General features: G+C 48.1%; 14 protein-coding genes. 13 read left to right on the forward strand and 1 reads right to left on the reverse strand.

The window, feature by feature from the left end:
* Nucleotide 1: 1 nt before the first annotated feature.
* From AC3CIC_RS20285 to AC3CIC_RS20325, 9 genes are all read left to right on the forward strand, one after another.
* Nucleotides 2-1,150 (forward strand): histidine kinase dimerization/phospho-acceptor domain-containing protein, encoded by a 1,149-nt coding sequence (locus AC3CIC_RS20285; RefSeq protein ID WP_488515998.1) that lies wholly within the window; start codon nt 2-4, stop codon nt 1,148-1,150.
* An 8-nt stretch (nt 1,151-1,158) separates the two neighbouring features.
* The gene (locus tag AC3CIC_RS20290) at nt 1,159-1,833 is read left to right on the forward strand and encodes an ATP-binding response regulator (protein ID WP_488515999.1); all 675 of its coding nucleotides are present in this window, start codon (nt 1,159-1,161) and stop codon (nt 1,831-1,833) included.
* 291 nt (nt 1,834-2,124) lie between these two features.
* Nucleotides 2,125-2,448: an STAS domain-containing protein gene (locus AC3CIC_RS20295; RefSeq protein WP_488516000.1), complete on the forward strand. Its 324-nt coding sequence runs from the start codon at nt 2,125-2,127 to the stop codon at nt 2,446-2,448.
* 29 nt (nt 2,449-2,477) lie between these two features.
* The gene (locus tag AC3CIC_RS20300) at nt 2,478-3,287 is read left to right on the forward strand and encodes an OmpA family protein (RefSeq protein ID WP_488516001.1); all 810 of its coding nucleotides are present in this window, start codon (nt 2,478-2,480) and stop codon (nt 3,285-3,287) included.
* Entirely contained in the window at nt 3,284-5,386 is a 2,103-nt protein-coding gene (locus tag AC3CIC_RS20305) for an SLBB domain-containing protein (protein ID WP_488516002.1), read from the forward strand. Before AC3CIC_RS20300 ends, AC3CIC_RS20305 begins: the two co-directional genes overlap by 4 nt.
* Nucleotides 5,386-6,093, forward strand: a complete 708-nt coding sequence (locus AC3CIC_RS20310) for a P-loop NTPase family protein (protein WP_394208974.1) — start codon at nt 5,386-5,388, stop codon at nt 6,091-6,093. Before AC3CIC_RS20305 ends, AC3CIC_RS20310 begins: the two co-directional genes overlap by 1 nt.
* A gap of 14 nt (nt 6,094-6,107) precedes the next feature.
* Nucleotides 6,108-7,637, forward strand: coding sequence for a SpoIIE family protein phosphatase (locus tag AC3CIC_RS20315; RefSeq protein WP_488516003.1), 1,530 nt, complete (start codon nt 6,108-6,110; stop codon nt 7,635-7,637).
* Between the two features lie 160 nt (nt 7,638-7,797).
* Complete coding sequence (locus AC3CIC_RS20320) at nt 7,798-10,752, forward strand: PAS domain S-box protein (RefSeq protein WP_488516004.1); 2,955 nt, start codon at nt 7,798-7,800, stop codon at nt 10,750-10,752.
* A 117-nt stretch (nt 10,753-10,869) separates the two neighbouring features.
* Nucleotides 10,870-12,303: a sigma-54-dependent transcriptional regulator gene (locus tag AC3CIC_RS20325; protein ID WP_488516005.1), complete on the forward strand. Its 1,434-nt coding sequence runs from the start codon at nt 10,870-10,872 to the stop codon at nt 12,301-12,303.
* A 129-nt stretch (nt 12,304-12,432) separates the two neighbouring features.
* Here AC3CIC_RS20325 and AC3CIC_RS20330 read toward each other — a convergent pair whose 3' ends face one another.
* A complete protein-coding gene (locus tag AC3CIC_RS20330; protein ID WP_488516006.1) occupies nt 12,433-13,377 on the reverse strand; it encodes an NAD-dependent epimerase/dehydratase family protein in 945 nt (314 codons plus the stop codon).
* 424 nt (nt 13,378-13,801) lie between these two features.
* On the opposite strand from AC3CIC_RS20330, the gene AC3CIC_RS20335 reads away from it, so the two are divergent.
* The 4 genes from AC3CIC_RS20335 to AC3CIC_RS20350 all read left to right on the forward strand — a co-directional run bounded on the left by AC3CIC_RS20335 (nt 13,802) and on the right by AC3CIC_RS20350 (nt 18,820).
* The gene (locus AC3CIC_RS20335; RefSeq protein WP_488516007.1) at nt 13,802-14,818 is read left to right on the forward strand and encodes a glycosyltransferase family 4 protein; all 1,017 of its coding nucleotides are present in this window, start codon (nt 13,802-13,804) and stop codon (nt 14,816-14,818) included.
* Between the two features lie 185 nt (nt 14,819-15,003).
* Nucleotides 15,004-16,260, forward strand: coding sequence for a glycosyltransferase (locus AC3CIC_RS20340; RefSeq protein ID WP_488516008.1), 1,257 nt, complete (start codon nt 15,004-15,006; stop codon nt 16,258-16,260).
* Entirely contained in the window at nt 16,257-17,399 is a 1,143-nt protein-coding gene (locus AC3CIC_RS20345) for a glycosyltransferase family 4 protein (RefSeq protein WP_488516009.1), read from the forward strand. The genes AC3CIC_RS20340 and AC3CIC_RS20345 overlap by 4 nt, the downstream gene beginning before the upstream one ends.
* On the forward strand, nt 17,396-18,820 hold the full coding sequence (locus AC3CIC_RS20350; RefSeq protein WP_488516010.1) for a lipopolysaccharide biosynthesis protein: 1,425 nt from the start codon (nt 17,396-17,398) through the stop codon (nt 18,818-18,820). The genes AC3CIC_RS20345 and AC3CIC_RS20350 overlap by 4 nt, the downstream gene beginning before the upstream one ends.
* Nucleotides 18,821-19,043: the final 223 nt, after the last annotated feature.

A 19,043-nucleotide genomic window follows, 5' to 3' on the forward strand; every position in this document is an offset into this window, starting at 1 on the left:
TATGAAGCGTTTACCTCTTTGGCTTAAATACATTGCCTCTGTCCTCGTGCTGACTGCAGGATTGAGTTATATGGCTGGTGAAGCAGCTCGAGGGTTTGAACGCAATTACCTCGAAAACCGCATGAACACGCAGATCCGGGCAAATTTCTCTGCCCTGATTTCCGCACTTTCAGACGATATTGTGACGCAGCAACCCGGTACACTAAATCAAAAACTGTTGCTGATGGCCGAACATTATCCTGATCTATGTTATGTCTCCATTATCACAGACCAAGGCGTCGAAATTGGCCAATGGGGTGACAAGCCGCATGATGACAACCCGATGGCGATGAATTTTGTCAATCCCGTCAGTGTAAAGGGCCAGTATATGGGCTCTATGCAAATATCCATGAGCAAAAAACAGATGCTGCAGGACATCACACAGCACGGGAATCAAATCCGTGGCTACGTGGCATTAACCCTGTTGTTGCTGAGTCTTCTGATATTTGCTGTTTCTCATTTTCTCATTTTCAGCCCACTTTCGCGTATTAACCGCCGCCTGCTCGGCTTTGCAAAAACGAACGACTATCACTCGTCGGCACACGATGAAATGTCTCGATTGAACCAATGCGTGGAAGACTTGGACATTCACTTAAAAAGACAACAAGAACGCGAAGCAGAATTAAAGCTCGCCCGAGAAGCCGCTGAAGCTGCAAATATTGCTAAATCACAATTCATTGCCACGATGAGTCATGAAATCCGTACCCCGATGAACGCTATTTTGGGTGCTATCGACATTTTGAACGAAGAAACGTTACCTGTGCATTGTAAGCCTTTAACCAAAATGGCAAATGACGCTGCCAAATTGCTGCTTAGTCAGCTCAATGACATCCTCGATTACTCCAAAATTGATGTTGGCGCGCTTGAAGTCTTTAGCGAAGAATTTGACGTCGGAGATTTAGGCAAAAACGTGATGTCGATGTTTGAAAAAAATGCCCGCGCTAAAAACATCGACATGGTTCTTGATGATCGCCTCAATCATCGATTCATCGCCGTCACTGACAAAGGGAAAATCAGCCAAATACTCACAAATCTAATCTGCAATGCGCTCAAGTTTACACAAGAAGGCGAAATCGAATTGACCATGAGTCACCTATATCCCAAGGCCTGAAGCTGCAAGTGTCTGATTCAGGTATCGGGGTTGCGCCTGCGTACCAAACCCTTATTTTCGAACCGTTCAAACAAAAGGACGCCACTTTTTCTCGTACCTATGGTGGTGTTGGCATGGGGCTAGCGATTTCAAAACGTTTGGTTGAGTTACTCGGTGGCGAACTCACGCTCGAAAGTAGAGTAGGTGTCGGCAGCGTATTCACCATTACGCTGCCCTGTGAAATGCGCTACCCCGAAGATTTATTACAAGAAAACACGAAGCGCAAAGCGTTCAAAGCAACCACAACGGAAAATGAAACCACCATATTGCTGGTCGAAGATAACCCCGCCAACCAACTCGTGGCACAGGCTATGTTAGAAAACGCTGGATTCAAGGTATCAATAGCAAGCAACGGTAACGAAGCGATTAAAGCCATCGAAAATACGCACTATGAAATCATTTTGATGGATTTACAGATGCCAGAAATGGACGGATTCACCGCATGCAAAGTGATTCGTGAACTCAATGAACAAGGACGTACTACGCCCATTCTCGCCATGACCGCCAATGTCAGCGCACAAGACAGAAACAAATGTCGACAAGTAGGCATGGATGATTTCCTCGCCAAACCCGTCAACAAACAAACCATGATTGATGTCATCACCAATTGGACAGGACGAAAACATATCAGTTTCAAGGCATAACGCGCTTTTTCGAGCATAACTAAGTGTCGCTTTTGAGAGTTTGAAACTATCTTTAAAAATGGACAGGTGATTACTTTTAAAGATACTGACATGTCACTAACATCGTTGTTCGATATTGAGAATGGAAACAAGGGAAATGGCCAATTAGCTTTTCCCAATTTCATTGTCAGAATGAGAAACCCCCTGTCCTCTCATGAACAAGTAAATCTATCCTTATGTTTAATAAGAATAAAAATACTTGGCATGTATTTCGCTTAAGAACATGTGTTCATAACGGAGAGGCCATACAACATGCAAATCGAACGTATCCAACAACCTGATGACTCCCTTCTCATCCTCATTCAAGGGGACATGGATGCTCAAGGCTGTAGTGAGCTTCAACCTGAACTCGATGCGCTGGTAGGCGCAGACCCTTTATCAGATATCACGTTAAATCTCGGCCAAGTGGACTTTTTAGACAGTTCCGGCATTGGTGCCATTGTGTTCCTGTTTAAACGATTGAAAGCATGCGGAAAAACCTTGGCGCTTACCCATGTTCACGGTCAGCCTATGGAAATCATTCAACTATTGCGTATTAACAGCGCCATTTCAGTTGAAGCCGCACCCACTAGTTAATTGCACGCTGACCTGACAAGGGAAACGTCATGAGAAAAATTGTCGCGCTCATCACCCTCACAGCTCTGTCATCGGGTTGCTCAATGTTTCCCGATCACGGTCAAGGTGGCATGGCCGAGCATCACTATTCAGCGCTCTCTCCGGTTTTAGCCGACCAACCATTGGGGCCAGAGCATGGATTGCGTTTTGAATGGGAATTATCCGCTCGCCATTTAGATGTGTTGGTACTAGAAGGTGCCGAACTCTGTTTCCCCGCCACTGTATTGCAAGCTCGTCGTATGCAAGACCGCATTGTTAGAGAATTACACGGTGACCTAGAATTCGACGCCGCTAACGACCTCATTATTCAACGCGCTGCGCTTGAACGTCTTGAAAAACAACTCGATGCCGTAAAACATAGCGGCGCATGCAGCCCACCAGGTGACATCAGCTATGCCTCATCTGCGGCGCTGGCGACAGAAATTGATGCACTACTCAATATCGATAACCAATTTGCGTTTAACTCACCAGAAGTAAACCCCAAATACATGGGTCACTTGGCCGAAGCCGCGCATCTGCTTCGAGAACTCCCACAGTATTCGCTGCACATTACTGGTCATACCGACTCCGTGGGTAATGAAGCAGCAAACCAAGCACTGTCACTTGCTCGAGCCAATCAAGTAAAACGATATTTGCAGATTTTTGGCATTGCGCCATCACGGTTAACCGTCGCTGCCGTCGGCGCTAACGATCCTTTATTCAAAGGCCACGCCCCGCAAGAACGTCTCGTCAATCGTCGCGTGTCCATAGAATTGATTGAACGCTCAAAAGCCAACAATAGCCTAGGAGGCACACAATGAAACGCCTCCTGACTTTCATCTTGTTCTCAATGCTGAGTGTCATCAGTGCACATGCAGAAGAGTATCAAGCGCAAATTGGCGATCAGATCGCCATCATGTTGCCGGGTGAAGTCACGCTTAATCAAGAGTTTCAAATTGACCGCCAAGGCCGCCTAACACTGCCCGAAGTCGGCATGATTGAAGCTGCAGGCATGACAGAAACCGAACTGTCCGCAGCGGTGCAAGAAACACTAGGCTCAGTGATCCGCGATTTGTCTTCCCTTCAAGTATTCGTGAGCAAACGCCAGCTTCTTGTTACTATTCAAGGGTATGTGGCCGAACCCGGTGAATTCACCCTAAAAGATAACGCGTCCATTCAAATGGCACTGTATGCGGCGGGAGGGCTTCGCCCCGGCGCACAACTCGACCGTTTTCAGCTTCGTCGTGGTGAAGAAATCCTTATCTTTGACTACAAAAAGTTCCTAGATTCGGGCGATGACAGTTTGTTACCCGACCTCAAGTCGCTCGATACTTTGTTTATTCCTGCCTCCCCGATGACGGGTAATGTTGAACAAAGCTTCGACCCATCACAACTGGCTGATTCCGGTGACGCCGCCGAGGACAGAAAAGCCATTAAAGTATTTGGCGAAGTCATTAGCCCCGGCAGTTTTTCCGCCAAAGAAGAAAACAATTTAGTGGATTTACTCATGCGCGCGGGCGGCGTAACTCGCTTTGCGGCGGTTGAGCAAATTCGCGTTATATCTCAAAGCAAGCCTCGCATTTTCAATCTGAAGCAGTACCTGGACAGCGGCGACGAAAACTTACTGCCCAACATTGTTGAAGGTTCCACCATTTTTGTGCCTAAACAAGAAGAAGAAATCAAAACCGGTTCGAACACAGTTTATGTGATGGGTGAAGTCGCCAAGCCCGGCGCCTATGAAGGCAAAGAAGGCGCGACCTTTATCGATATTCTCGCCAATGCCGGTGGCCCAACTCGTTTTGCTGAAAGCCGGCAGATACGCATTATTAAAGCGAATGGCAACACGGTGCCCTTCGATCTGACGTTATTCTCAGAAGGAAAACTGACGGGTCCACTGCCACTAGTGCAGCCGGGTGACGCCATTTTCGTTCCTGAAAAACTCGACATGAATGAAAAATCTTGGTTGAAAGTGTCCCCTGACAGAGCGGTACGCGTGCTCGGTGAAGTGGTACGCCCAAGCCGCGTGGAATGGTCGAGTGAGATGTCATTGCTGGATTTACTTGCCCACGTAGGGGGGCCAACATCACGCGCTGACACCAGCAAGATCGAAGTGGTCACGCCTGTCTCTCCCACAAAATCTGAGGTGTTCGTGTTTAACCTCGACACCTTTATTCGCGACGGTCTGTCCGATTCAGAATTACCCCCAGTCAATGCTGGCTCTACGATACGTGTACATGATCTTCCTGACGACCCCACGGAAAACAAAGCAAAATGGGTTCGCCAAAGTTCAGACACATCGATTTATGTCTTTGGTCAAGTCGGCGCACCAGGGCGCTATAAATTCACGGAAGAGATGCACTTTTTGGATATTCTCTCCGCCGCTGATGACCCAACCGCATCAGCTGATATACACAACATTCGCATCACCCATCTTGATGGCAAGGTGGCTCGCGTAAGCCGACTTAATCTCGCCCTGTTTTTCGAAACGGGCGATGCCACAATTTTGCCTGAAGTGAATATTGGTGACACGATTTACATCCCTGAAAAGGACGGCAATTGGTTGGACCGCCCTAAAGAAGAAACCATTCGTGTTCTTGGCGCAGTGAGCCGTCCCGGTCGTTATGACTTCGATGACCACATGACCATTTTAGATTTGCTGGCAGAAGCCGGTGGACCAAGCTCAAATGCTTATATTGAAAAAATCACGGTCGTCAATATGTCCTGCTGTCGTGATCAAGCTCGCACCTTTGACCTGTCGGAGTTTAGCCGTACGGCGCGCTTCCAAGACCTTCCCGTCTTGCGCGTGGGTGACACTGTTTACGTGCCTACCCAAGAAGAGAGTACTGCTGAGAAAATCCGTCAAGGTATTACGGACATCTTCCAACTCGTCGGCATCGCCGCACTGATAGGAATACTGTAATGATTATCCCTCCATGGAACGTTGAAGTTGAGCGAATCTACTTTCAGATTGTTCGCAATGACTACAAAACCCTCGCACTCACCGCGACAGAGTCTGGTGAAGGTGTAACGTCATTAGCCAGTGCCATTGCACACCGATCGCTGTTGGCGGGAAAATCCACACTGGTGGTGGATTTAAATCTTTATCATCCCAGCCTTGAAAGCCAAGGCATGACGGTCACAACCTATGATAACCACCAGCTTCCTAGTCCTGAATTAGTTGGCGTTTCAGGCGAAAACGCTTACTTCACAGGTATCATCGCGCCATCTAAACGCGAAACTATCATGGAGTTACGCCGTCCTGGTTCATTGGAAGAGTATGTAAAGCAGTGGCACAAAGATTTCGACCTTGTCATTTTTGATACCTCGCCAATTTCACGCCTCAATGCCAATAATATTCCCCCAGAGCGAGTCGCCGCTGCCGCAGACGGCACCATAATGGTCGTTATGACCGGACAAACCACGGAAGCGCAAGCTTCTGAATCCGTGAAAAAGCTCAATGATGCAGGCGCACATTTACTGGGCTGCGTACTCAACGATAAAGACAATCCGTCTCTGAAAGTCGAAATCTTGCGCGAAATTGGCCGTATCTCTAAACGCATGCCGAAACTTGCAGGGCGACTAAGAAAAGCCATATTAAGTAGCCACCTGTTGTCGTTGGAGATCTAGTCATGGTGTCGGTTGTGAATATCCAATGTCGTCCCGCTACGCTCAAAAAGGTCAGCTCTGCCAGAAAAGAAATTGGTGAAACACTCAAAAAGCGTGGGGTTGGTGATCATCTTTCCAACAAAATTCAGCTGTGTTTTGCAGAAGCTGCGGCCAATTTGGTGAATCATGCCAGTCCACAGCCCACGTTCATTGATGTGGCATTGGAGTGCCAAAACGAGTCTTGGTTATTGCACCTTTCCGATGATGGTCAAAGTTGGAACCCAACGCTGCCAAATAGAGTGCAAACCTTAGATACGTTTGAGGAAAAAGAGGGAGGTAGGGGATTAGCGCTGATACAAAGCCTGACGGATGATATGGAATACACCAAACGTACAACGTTTGGCACCAACCGTTTAACGCTGAAATGGATTATCCAACAGATCACGACCAAGCCGACCGTACTCATTGTCGAAGACGATGACAGTCAACGCCGTTTATACAGTGCTTACCTTTCTGAACACTATCGAATTTTTGAGGCGGAAAACGGCGAGAAAGCGCTCGCGTTTTTATTGCATCACCCCGTTGACCTCGTGATCTCGGATATTCGCATGCCAGGCATGGACGGATTAAGCCTCAAAAAAGCACTCCATGAACATACCAACACCCTGCTTACACCTTTTATCTTTTTAACGTTTTCCGACAACCCAGAAACACGAAACAATGCGCTGGGATTAGGCATTGATGACTACATGGTCAAACCCGTGGCGAAAATGTCACTCATGCAAAGCGTGCAGCGTGTATTGAATCGATCCGACCAAATCTACCGCCAATTAACGAACAAAATTAATCAGCGAATCACGAACGCGCTCACTCCTTCTTTACCTCGGTCGTCACACGGTTGGGAGTTGGCAGTTGCGAGTAGAAACACAGGAATAGGTGGCGGCGATCTGGTGCTATACCGCGACACCCCCGATTTTCTCATGCTCAACGTTGCAGATGTCATGGGTCATGACGTGGCGGCTAAGTTTTTCTCATACGCCTACGGCGGCTACCTTCGCGGCCTAATGTATCAGGTCGAAAAGGAAGATGACCCTTGCGCAACATTGCTTAATCGCCTTTCAGACTGCGCCCTTGAAGATAACTTATTGTCACAGGTTATCCTCACCTGCAGCTCAATCGCTTTATTCAATAACGGCCATATGCAAATTGCCAGCGCCGGCCACCCTGCTCCCATCAAAGTCTCGGCCAACGACGTACAAACCTTAGACATAGGCGGCATTCTGCCCGGCGTATTGTATGGCGCAGAATACGAGGTGCTGTCATTAGACGTCAAAGAGGGAGAGCGAATCGCCATTTATACTGATGGGCTTTTTGAAGCCGCCGAAGACAACGCTGCGCGTCAAAAACTCACCGATAAAGTGATGGAGGCCCTGCAACAAACACTGGCGTTACCCCTCCATGAAGCAACTGAGGCGGTCATGCAATCCTTTGAACATTACGGCGAGCGACACAAAGACGATGCGACGCTGATTTTGCTCCAAATCGCACCGCAGGAAAAAATATAAGCACTCAAACTGGTCTAAACTCAAAAGCGCAGACATCTTCAAATTGACACTTAAGTATCAATAATTAAACTGCAAATGAGGAGGCGCTCTGAATATCAACCTTAAAACTGTGTTTGTCACCGTTTGCGCGTTCACTTTTGTTCTCATGGCGCTGATTGTCATGTCTTTTAATCGTCATATCGAAACCAACGCTGACGTTCCCGACAATCATATTCAGCAGATCGCTAACATTACGGCAGCTGCAGCACACGATTACATCAAAAATGAAGATCTGGTGGGGCTAAAAGCCTTCACAAATCGTGTGATCGCAGAAGAAAGCTTCACGTTTCTCAGCGTTGAACAATACGGCAATGTAATTGCGTACAGTCAATTAAATAAGGACGCATCCGGCGAACTAGCCACGAGGAGCGCTCCAATTGGCGATGTCAGTAACCCAAAAGGTTGGGTAGTGATTGGGTTCTATGATCATGCCCCCACGCCAGTCGCCTTATTCTCTGAACATTTGCTTATTTGGGGAACGCTTGGCGTCGGTCTTCTCTCCATTATTTTGATCCACATGATGATGGTTGCGGTTACTCGCCCACTTCGGCAATTGCACGATGTCAGTGACACGTCAGATTCCCCTTCTCACTTTCAGCTTTTCTATCAAGATGATGTCAGCGAAACAGTGAGTATGGTCAACGCAATGCGCGAGAAGCTGGACAACAGCTATAACGAATTACACGCTTCGCTTAAAAATCAAAAATACTCCTACAGTGAAGCACGTCAGATTGAAGAGAAAAACGAAGCCATTTATAACGCGTCACACGATGCGATTATTGTGGCGAACGACAACGATATTATCATTGAGTTTAGCCCCGTAGCAGAGCAGATATTTGGCTGGGAACGCCACGAAGTGGTAGGTAAAGCCATGGCGGATACCATCGTCCCAAAAGCCATGCGCGAAGCACACATTAAGGGAATGCGTCATTTCCTTTCTACGGGAGAAGGTCCCGTTCTCAATCAACGTATTGAGTTGTCGGCCATAAGACGAAGTGGGCGAGAATTTCCTATCGAAATTTCCATCTCGCCCGCCAAGACCGAGCAAGGGCACATTTTCGTCTCCTACATTCGCGACATCACACAACAACTTAAAGATCAGACTGAACTGAAAATTTCCGCCCATGCCTTTGAATCCTCAGAAGCCATGTTTATCTCCGACAGTAAAGGGCACATCATTCGCACCAACCCTGCGTTTACCAAGATAACTGGTTTCTCAGGGACAGAAGTCAAAGGTGAAAAACCGCGCTCACTGACCGCTAATCCTCACGATACAGCGTTTCACAAAAGAATATGGCAAACACTATTAGCAAACGACAGTTGGCAAGGTGAGATTACGTTTCTTCACAAAGAAGGACGTGTCATTCCGGTTCGTATGAGTATCACGGCAGTCAAAGATGAAAGCGAACAGTTAACCCACTACGTGGCACATTTCTTTGATTTGACTGAGCAAAAAGACACGGAGCAGATTCTATTAGAAGCACAAAAAGCGGCTGAAAATGCTAACCGTGCCAAGAGTCAATTCCTTGCTGCCATGAGCCATGAAATTCGCACCCCCATGAACGGTGTGCTTGGCGTTCTCGGTTTACTAAAAGAAACGCCGCTCACTGATCAACAACAGAAACTGGTGCTAACTGCGCGTGAATCAGGCGAACTCCTCTTAGCCATCATTAATGACATCCTCGATTTTTCTAAAATGGAAGCAGGTAAACTAACGCTTGAGAAAAACCCGTTTGATGTATTTGATTTGTTTCATCAAACTATTGACATCATGCGCCCTCAAGCTGAGAAAAAGAACCTACGACTCACGGCTAAAATCTCTGACTCAGCACCGCAATACCTCATTGGTGATGGTGACAGGATCCGACAAGTTTTACTTAATCTGTTGTCCAACGCCGTTAAATATACCAAGCGCGGCACAGTCACTGTGTCGCTGACGTGTAATCATCAAAGTTCCACCTATAGTCAGATACAAATCGACGTGGTGGATACTGGCATCGGCATCGATAGCAGCCACCTCCCAACACTGTTCAACGAATTTACTATGGCCGAAGGTAACTATGACCGCGGGCATGAAGGCAGTGGATTGGGCCTAGCGATTTGCAAACAAATCGTCAATCTAATGGGAGGGGAATTGTCGGTTGTCACCGAACTCGGCAAGGGTTCCGTCTTTAGTTTTGCATTGAATTTGGACCTGGCGCTGCAAGATGATTGTGTTGTCACCACACCAGAACCTCTTCCCATCAATGCGTCGATTGCAAAAGATATCCGTATATTGATGGCGGAAGACAACCCTGCCAATCAGATCGTGCTGAGAACCATGCTGGAGTTTTCGGGACTATCAGCCGACATCGTGAGCAATGGACTAGAGGCTATCGAAGCCGTTTCCAGCATTCCTTATGACATTGTATTAATGGATATTTCAATGCCAGAAATGGACGGAATGGAAGCAACCCGTCGTATTCGTGCCCTCGATTCTGAGGCCAAGAATGTGGTGATAATTGCACTGACTGCGCATGCTATCCGAGGGGATAAAGAGCACTTTCTCGAAGTGGGCATGGATGATTTCGTTTCAAAACCGTTTACTCGACAGGCCATTCTAGATTGTCTCGCACGCTGGCAACCCAAAACGGTAGCTCTGAGTCAGAACGACATGGTCATTGCGCCTGAGCAAGATGAACCAAACGCTGCACTTGCAGCCAGCCAAGAAATGGTGAATGAGGGTACTTTAAACCAATTGGTGCAGGACACATCCGCTGACGTGGTGCCAAATCTGATCGCTTTTTACATCACTGACGCAAAAAAACGCATCGATAAGATCGCGGATGCAGCCGCTCAACATGACTATTACGTCTTGGAGTTTGAGGCGCACACCTTAGGCAGCAGCGCCGCGTCTCATGGCAACAGTCTACTGTGCAGCCTTTGTCGCGAACTAGAACAAAAATGCATGAATCAGAACTATGAACAAGCCTTAGACATCGCTTCGTCGTTAGGAAAAGAAGCGCCAGCATCGTTAAGTGCATTAGAAGAAAGAATGCTTCTCGGCTTTACTGAACAGAGCAACACCAAGAAATAAACCGCGTACATAACGAGTCTGTCTTACACTGAATATAAATAATTAACATAACGTTACGTCTCCTTTACCCACAAATGGTATGACGCAGGCAGACAGCAAAAAAGGGATTCTTTTCACATGAAGTCAACGTATCGCGTGCTTATCATTGAAGATTCGGAGCCTCTTTCGAACCTTTACATGCAGTACCTTGCCAACGAGCCCATTGAGCTTACTTGCCTTGGAACCGGCCAAGCTGCACTTGATCACCTTCAGGTTTCGACACCTCATTTGATTTTGCTGGATCTCAAACTGCCGGACATGTCCGGCGAGAAAATCCTCCAGTGGATCAACGAGCAGGCAATCCCATGCGCGGTTATCGTGGTGACCAGCCATGGCTCTGTCAATACCGCCGTAGATTTAATGCGCCAAGGCGCGGTGGATTTTCTCGAAAAGCCCGTCAGTGCTGAGCGTCTGAAAACCACGATTAGAAATCAGCTCGAACGCACGCGACTTCAAGGGTTGGTTGAAGACATCCAAAGCAACTTCGAACGCAATACCTATCAAGGATTCATTGGTTCCAGCCTGCCGATGCAAAATGTGTATCGCATTATTGATGCTGCAGCCCCCAGCAAAGCGACTGTATTTATTACAGGAGAAAGCGGCACAGGCAAAGAAGTCTGTGCGGAAGCCATTCACCACCAAAGCCCTCGAACCAACGCGCCTTTCATTGCACTCAACTGTGGTGCGATCCCCCACGATTTGATGGAAAGCGAAATTTTCGGCCATGTAAAAGGGGCATTCACGGGTGCCAGCAATGAACGTAAAGGGGCGGCTTCTCAAGCTGAAGGCGGCACGCTGTTTCTCGACGAAATCTGCGAAATGGATTTAGAGCTGCAAAAGAAACTCCTTCGCTTCATTCAAACCGGGCGCTTCCAAAAAGTGGGGGCCAGCAAAGAAGAAAGCGCCGATATTCGTTTTTTATGCGCCACCAACAGAGACCCACTTCAAGAAGTGTCCGCTGGGCGTTTTCGTGAGGATCTTTATTACCGACTGCATGTTGTGCCTTTAGCCATGCCGCCTTTGCGCGAACGTGGCGATGACATTTTGTTGATTGCAACGAGCTTTTTGGTGACCTATGCCAAAGAGGAAGGGAAGAAATTCTCGCGCTTTACGCCCGAAGCAGAAGTGGTATTGCGCCATTACCCCTGGCCGGGTAACGTGCGTCAGCTTCAAAACGTGATTCGTAACGTCGTGGTTTTGCATGATGGCGATGCAGTCAGCATAAAACAACTTCCGCCGCCATTGAATGAAACCTTAAGCGATCAGGAAATCAAATCGCTGGCACATTTGGCGATACCCGAGCCCGTCAACCATGCCAACGCAATAGACAATCAAATCTCATCACCCGATGCAGAGGACGGAATACGTCCACTCTGTGATTTAGAGCGCGAAGCCATTCAAAAAGCCATCGCCCATTGTGGTGGCAATGTGCTCAAAGCGGCCGTGTTGCTACAAATCAGCCCATCGACGCTGTATCGTAAGAAGCAAGCGTGGGAAACCGATGAAGCCTGAGTGACAATTTCAAAATAGCATCTAAGCGGGTAAACGCACCACGCAGAAAAGTAGAAAACGCCGCTTCGTCGCGGCGTTTTTATGTTTATTGTCGGTTAAGTCGGGGGATGACCTTAAACACGGCACTGATTACCCAGCCGACCGCTGAGTATGATTGCCATTGGCCAGATAACTCAGTAGTTCACGCAGTCCCTGTGTGACAGAAGTTTGGGCAACCACAGTCAATTCTTTCGCCCCGCGCGCAGGGCTGCCGATGGATGTGCGAATATCACCCCGACGCGCTGGTACGTATTCCATATCAACGGTCGTTCCTGTTAGTGACATCAATATTGTGGCCAATTGATTGACCGACAGGGCATCCCCTCGGCATACATTAAACACTTCAGGTGTCACAGACACTTCTTTCATGGCTGCGCGCAAGAACCGCACGACGTCTGCCACATAGATAAAGTCACGGGTTTGCTCTCCGTCACCAAAAATGGTGAGTGGCTCTGCATCCATCACTTTGTCTGCGAAAATCGAGATCACGCCAGAGTAGGGCGATTTTGGGTCTTGTCGAGGACCAAATACATTAAAGAATCGCAAACCCGTCGTTGGCACGCCATGCACCATTGACGCAACACGCGCATGCAATTCAGACCCTAACTTATCAGCGCCATAGGCGGTCAATGGGCGAAGCACTGCTCGCTCGGACAAAGGCATGTCGGCATTATCACCATAAACAGCCGCCGAAGACGCATACACGACAGGCGTTTTGACCACCCTCGCCGCCTCAAACACGCGAATACTGCCCGTTAAATTCACTTCGTGCGTTTCAACCCACTGTTGATTTGAACGTTCTACAGAGGCAATCGCCGCTAAATGAAAACACCCGTCCATTTCCTTCATTGCGTCTTCAAGGACACCCGGTTGACAAATGTCGGCCACGCGGAGTTCACAATGACGAGGAACATTTTCGCGAGAACCCGTCGAAAGATCGTCAATCACTCGAACGTGATGACCGTCGGCAAGCAGCGACTCAACCAAATGTGAACCAATGAAGCCACAGCCTCCAGTAACTAAGTAACTTGCCATGTTTGCCTCTGTACTTTGATGAAAAATCTATCAGGAGCAATGCAAAGGGTTTGCCAAGTTTCTGGTTTGCCATTGCGCCATGCTCAATGTTCACCACTGGCCATGACGCATTGAACCCAAGGAAAATAGGGGCTTCATCTCTTTCAGCGAGCACTGTTAAGAAGCGCATTAGTGATATTTTTTAGGTAATAGACCCCGCGATTTTTCTATTTATTCACTTTTTCGCGCTGCCCCTCTCCTTCTTTTGTCAATTTGACATGCGGTTTGACCAAACGCTGATTAGCGATTGTCATTTTGATTAATCAACACACCCTATTTAGACCAAAAAGGCTCGATATTGGCTTAAATTCAATAGGTTATCGTGTTGGCACTATCTTTGCTCTTACTGTGAGTAGAACTATTTATTTACGTTAGAGGTGGCAACATGGCAATAAGCAAAAAGAAAATCTGGCTAGTGTTGGACAGCCGAGGATTCGGCGGCATTGAATCTCATGTCGAACAACTGGCCTTAGGGCTTAACAATGCCAGAACTGATGTCACTGTAGTATTCCTCAATAGCTATGGTGAACATCCCGTTCACAAGCGCCTACTTTATTGCGGTTTACACTGCGACGTTCTTGACGGTCGCTTTGTGTCTTTATGGCAAGCCATTCGCAAAGGTAAACCTGACGTCATTCATACCCATGGTTACAAAGCCGGCATTCTCGTTCGCCCTATTACCAAAATGATGGGAATCACCTGTGCCAGCACCTTCCACAGTGGCGAAGTCAAAGAAGGAAAGCTGAAACTGTATGACTGGTTTGACCGCCACACAGCCTTTCTCGCGAATCAAGTTTATGCCGTCAGTACACCCGTGCTAGAAACCTTGCCTTGCGCTGCTAAGTTGGCTAACAACTTCGTGAACACGCACAACACCCCGCCGTCAGATGGCGATCAGATCGCGTTTGTTGGGCGCTTAAGTAAGGAGAAAGCACCTGAGCGATTTGTACATCTCGCAAAACGTTTTCCTCATCTCGATTTTCATATCTATGGTGATGGGCCATTACGCAAACAGTTAGAAAAAATTGCACCGCAAAACCTGACCTTCCATGGTGCGCAAAGTGATATGCGCAAAGTCTGGATTCACATCGGCCTGCTTGTTATTCCTTCTCGGGCGGAAGGGCTGCCCATGTCGTCTTTAGAAGCGATGGCTCGGGGAATTCCCGTCGCTGCCTTTAATGTAGGTGCGTTAGATAAACTTATTCAACATAACCAAAACGGTTGGCTGTTGGAGCAAGGGGATTTTGATGGCCTGGTAAACGTGATTCATGTGTGGCGAAACAGTGATGCGGTTCAACGTGCGCAATGGCGTATGCGAGCCATTAAAACCATCGAACAACGTTATTCCGCCGAAGCGGTGGTTCCGCAGTTGCTCCAAGCTTATACCGCCGTGGCAAAGTAATCTCACCAGTGATTCTCAAAATGACAAAAATCCAGACAACCGCGGTGCAATGCATCGCGGTTTTCTTTTAAATCCCAGTAAATCAGTCGGATAGAAACATGGCTCAATCATTGCAATGTTTTAGGTCAATACTCTTACGATTCCCGTAAGTCACGAATTGATATCAACAACCTGGAGGAAGGAAAATGACATTAACACCTCAGGTGCTACCTACCCCTCAAAAAGTGCTGTTTGTCCATTATGGTGATGATTGGATCCGCGGCAGTGAACGTTGCTTAATTGACCTCATCACGCACCTCGACAAAACATTGTTCGAGCCAGTGCTTTGGTGTAACAGCGAACGACTCGCCAATGAAGTCCGCCCACTTGATATCCCCGTTTATGTCAGCAACTTTACGCTGCTGCTCGGTGAACGCGCCCCCAAGTGGGACGTGATCGGTTTCAGCCGATTGGTGAGTCTAGGATTGCGTATTGTTGACGAACATCAGATCGCTCTGATCCATTCCAACAGCGGCGCGCCTTCCCAGTGGTTAAACTTGGTCTCCCGCGCTCGCAAGCTTCCTTTAGTGCTGCATTTGCATTCTCGCTATCCGCTAAGAGACCGCATTACTCTCGGACTGCATCATGCCAGCATGGCCGTTGGTGTTAGCCAACCTGTGGTTGACCAACTGTTAACCGATGGAGCCGCTCCCGATCGCTGTCAGGTTATTCCTAATGGAATAGACACTGAAGCCTTACTAAAACAACCCGTGGAAGACATCCGCCGATCGCTGGGTCTTCCTAGCGATGCGTTCGTCGCGGTAAGCGTTTGCTCACTGATACATCGTAAAGGTGTCGATCTGCTGATTGAAGCTTGTAAGCAACTGCGTGAACTTCGTCTGCCCGTTCACTTAGTTGTGATTGGCGAAGGTTCAGAGAGAAAAGCGCTCGAAGCACAAATCGCTGAAGCGCATCTCACCGACTATGTGCATCTCGTGGGTGAAAAACACAACGTGGTTGGCTTGATGCGCGGGGGCGCTGACCTTTGTATTTCAGGTGCTCGCGAAGAAGTATTTGGCTTAACCTTGGCAGAAGCTGGTTTAGCCAATCTCCCCGTTATTGCACCACGTGTCGGCGGTATTCCAAGTGTTATCAGCCATCAAGAAACGGGGTTATTGGTTCCAACGGAGGATGCGCATGCGCTTGCTCAAGCCATCTACCATTTGTTTGTGAACCAAGACCAAAGGTTGCAACTTGGTGTGCAAGGTCATCAACATGTGCTCGCGAATTTCACCATTAAGACACATACCTCTGCTTTCGAAGCACTCTACAATGGTTTACTCAACAACCCTGCCATGACCACCAAATGGATGAGTCATTGGCAATTTGTTCCACCGGTTAAAGCATCATTTGCGTTTGTGAAAAACTACCGCAAGCCGCATCCAGTCGAGGTGGCAGTATGAGCAAGTTAAAACACATACTGATCCTTGACCCCATCGCTTTTGCAGGGGGCTCAAAGGTATCCACCAAGCACGTGCTGGCGCAGCTTGAAAACAAAGATGTTCGCGTGTCTGTGCTGACGGCAGATGCCAAAAGCTGGCGTCAAACCCAAGCCTACGTTAGACACTTATTCATGCCCGCAAAGCTAGAAAGTGCGGAACAAGGGTTGGCCTACTTTGCTCGCCACTTGCTTATCGCCGCACAACTGCTTTGGTTTCGATTGGTTATCGGCACTATCGATACCGCCCTTGCCGCTTCCGGCCCTGGTGTGGATTTAGGGCTGTATCTAGCCAAACCTTTTTTAGGTTACCGACTCGTGCAAATGGTTCATGGCCCTGTCGCCACCTCCCGTACCATTGGACGATGTCTGATGCGTGCAAACCATGTGTTTTACCTTGATTCCACCCGTGAATCATTGTGTTCAGCGCTCAAAGCCACAGGCAACACGGACGATGTGTCTGCGTACCCGCACTTTCAAACGTTTAATAACGGCTTACCGAAAAGTGCTTGGCCAAGCCCGTGTCAACACGACCATGCCGTCGTCTTCTGGGCAGCATCTCTGTTGAAATGGAAAGGGCTGGACACCTTGATACAAGCATTGAGCCGTGTTCCCCCATCTCAGCGTGCTGAAGCACATATTTGTTTTATTCGACCCGAGCAAACTACGCTTACAGTTAGTGACGCGCCACAAAACGTTAGCAAGGTATTCTGGTATGAAGCGCCCGATGACCTCGATGGCATTCGCGCTCGTGCCAACATTTTTGTGTCCACCAGCACCAAAGAACCTTTTGGACTTTCCATTCTTGAAGCAATGGCGGCGGGCATGTGCGTGATCATTCCCGAAGACGGCGCCTATTGGGATACCCAATTAACCCACGGAGTGAACTGTTTGAAATACGCACCCAACGATGTTGATGCGCTGGCTGGCTCACTCATCAATGCACAAAGTGACATGCGAACCCTTAAGCGCATCGGCAAAGCGGCCAATATCGTCTCGCAGCAATATCGCGCTGAGTATTGTTTTTCTGATATCTGTGAGGCATTAGTGCCCAACTCAGGATCGCGTTTTTCGTCATTGAGCCGCAATGAGGTACAAGGATGAAATCGTTGTCGCCCGTCATGAAACAAACCCTGCTCTACGGCAGCAGCATCGCCTTGATGAAAGGGATTTCATTGCTGATGTTGCCCTTTATCACTCACCAACTGCCACAAGCAGAATTTGGACTACTGGAAATTATCAGCAGTATCGCAGCGCTTGGCAGTATCCTCGTGGGTTTAGGGCTTGAAGATGCGTTATATCGCTTTGTGGGTGGCAGTAAAACCCAACGCGAACGCATTACCATGGCGGCTCGAATATTCACTCTAACACTGATGGTCTGTGCCGTAATGATTCCACTAGGTTGGGTCGGTGCTGCCATGCTCGACAGCTATTTGCCGGGCGGACTGACAACCTATCAATTGCGCTTGGTGCTTCTCATGCTGGCATTGGAAGGCTGCATCGCCGTGCCATTAGGCTGGCTGAGAATGCAAAACCGCGCCGTCGCATTTTTCTCTGTTGCCGTAGGCCGCGCCTTTTTACATGCGGGGTTAACCATAGTGATGCTGCTTAATGGCAGAGGCATTGATGGGGTGCTGGAAGCGGGCGTTATTGCTGCAATAACACAAGCCGTGATCCTGACCATTGTGCAATTAAAAGAAACGGGGTTTTCATTCTCACGCTCGGTAACGGGACAATCGTTAGTTTATAGCATGCCGATTATGGCAAGCGGCATCATGGCTTTTACACTCAACGGCCTTGACCGCTGGGTACTCGCAGACGTGAGTTCATTAGAGGAACTGGCGCAATTCGGTGTGGCCGCCAAGTTTGGTTTGGCCGTGGTGTTATTGCTACAACCTTTTGGGATGTGGTGGATGCCAAAACGCTTTGATGTTCTCTACGGCATCGATGGCAGAAAGAAAGCCACACAATTTACTTGCTACGGGTTAGTCGCGGTAATGTTGATTGCCGTTAGCGTCGCCTTTGTCGCGCCACTCGCCATCACTTGGCTACTGCCAGAAAGCTACATTTTAGCCGCACAATTTATCGCATTCTTGGTGGCGGCAGCTTTGTTCAAAGAGATGGCTGAACTGGTCAACCTTGGCAGCTTTGCAGGTGACACCACTTATGCCCAAATGGGGATCAATGCGGTAGCGGCTGTCGTTGCAGTAACAACGCTATGGTGGTGGGGTCACGAATACGGGGTGTTTGGTGTACTGATGGCGTTGGCCTTCACCCAGTGTCTGCGCTTTGTTCTGTTTTTTGTAGTTAGCCAATCGCTATATCACCTGCCTTACCCAATATATTCACTCATCTTACTTGGCATGTTGTGTTTTGGTTGGTTAGCCGTATCACATCTCGAGTGGTCACCGGTTACCCGAATCATCTTGCTCGCACTAGCACCACTTAGCTTGATGTTGGCAAGTCAAAAACTTGGGTTACTGCCGAAATTGTCATTCAAACGTTTTACCGGACAAACCGTATAAGCGCATTCAACAACAATATGTGCCGAGCACTCACAACCGCTGACTGTAATCAACGCAGTCGGCGATTTCTTTAACGCCTGCTTTTGTCTATTTGAATGTCAAAATGACAAACGTGCTCCCCGCCCTCATCGAATACCTCCTATGTTATTGATAAATATATATTCAATAAGTTGGCTCGCTTCGTGCTTTATCAATTGTTAAACGGTCACTGTTACCGAAATAG

Source organism: Enterovibrio sp. QJM3NY_24 (assembly GCF_057786035.1).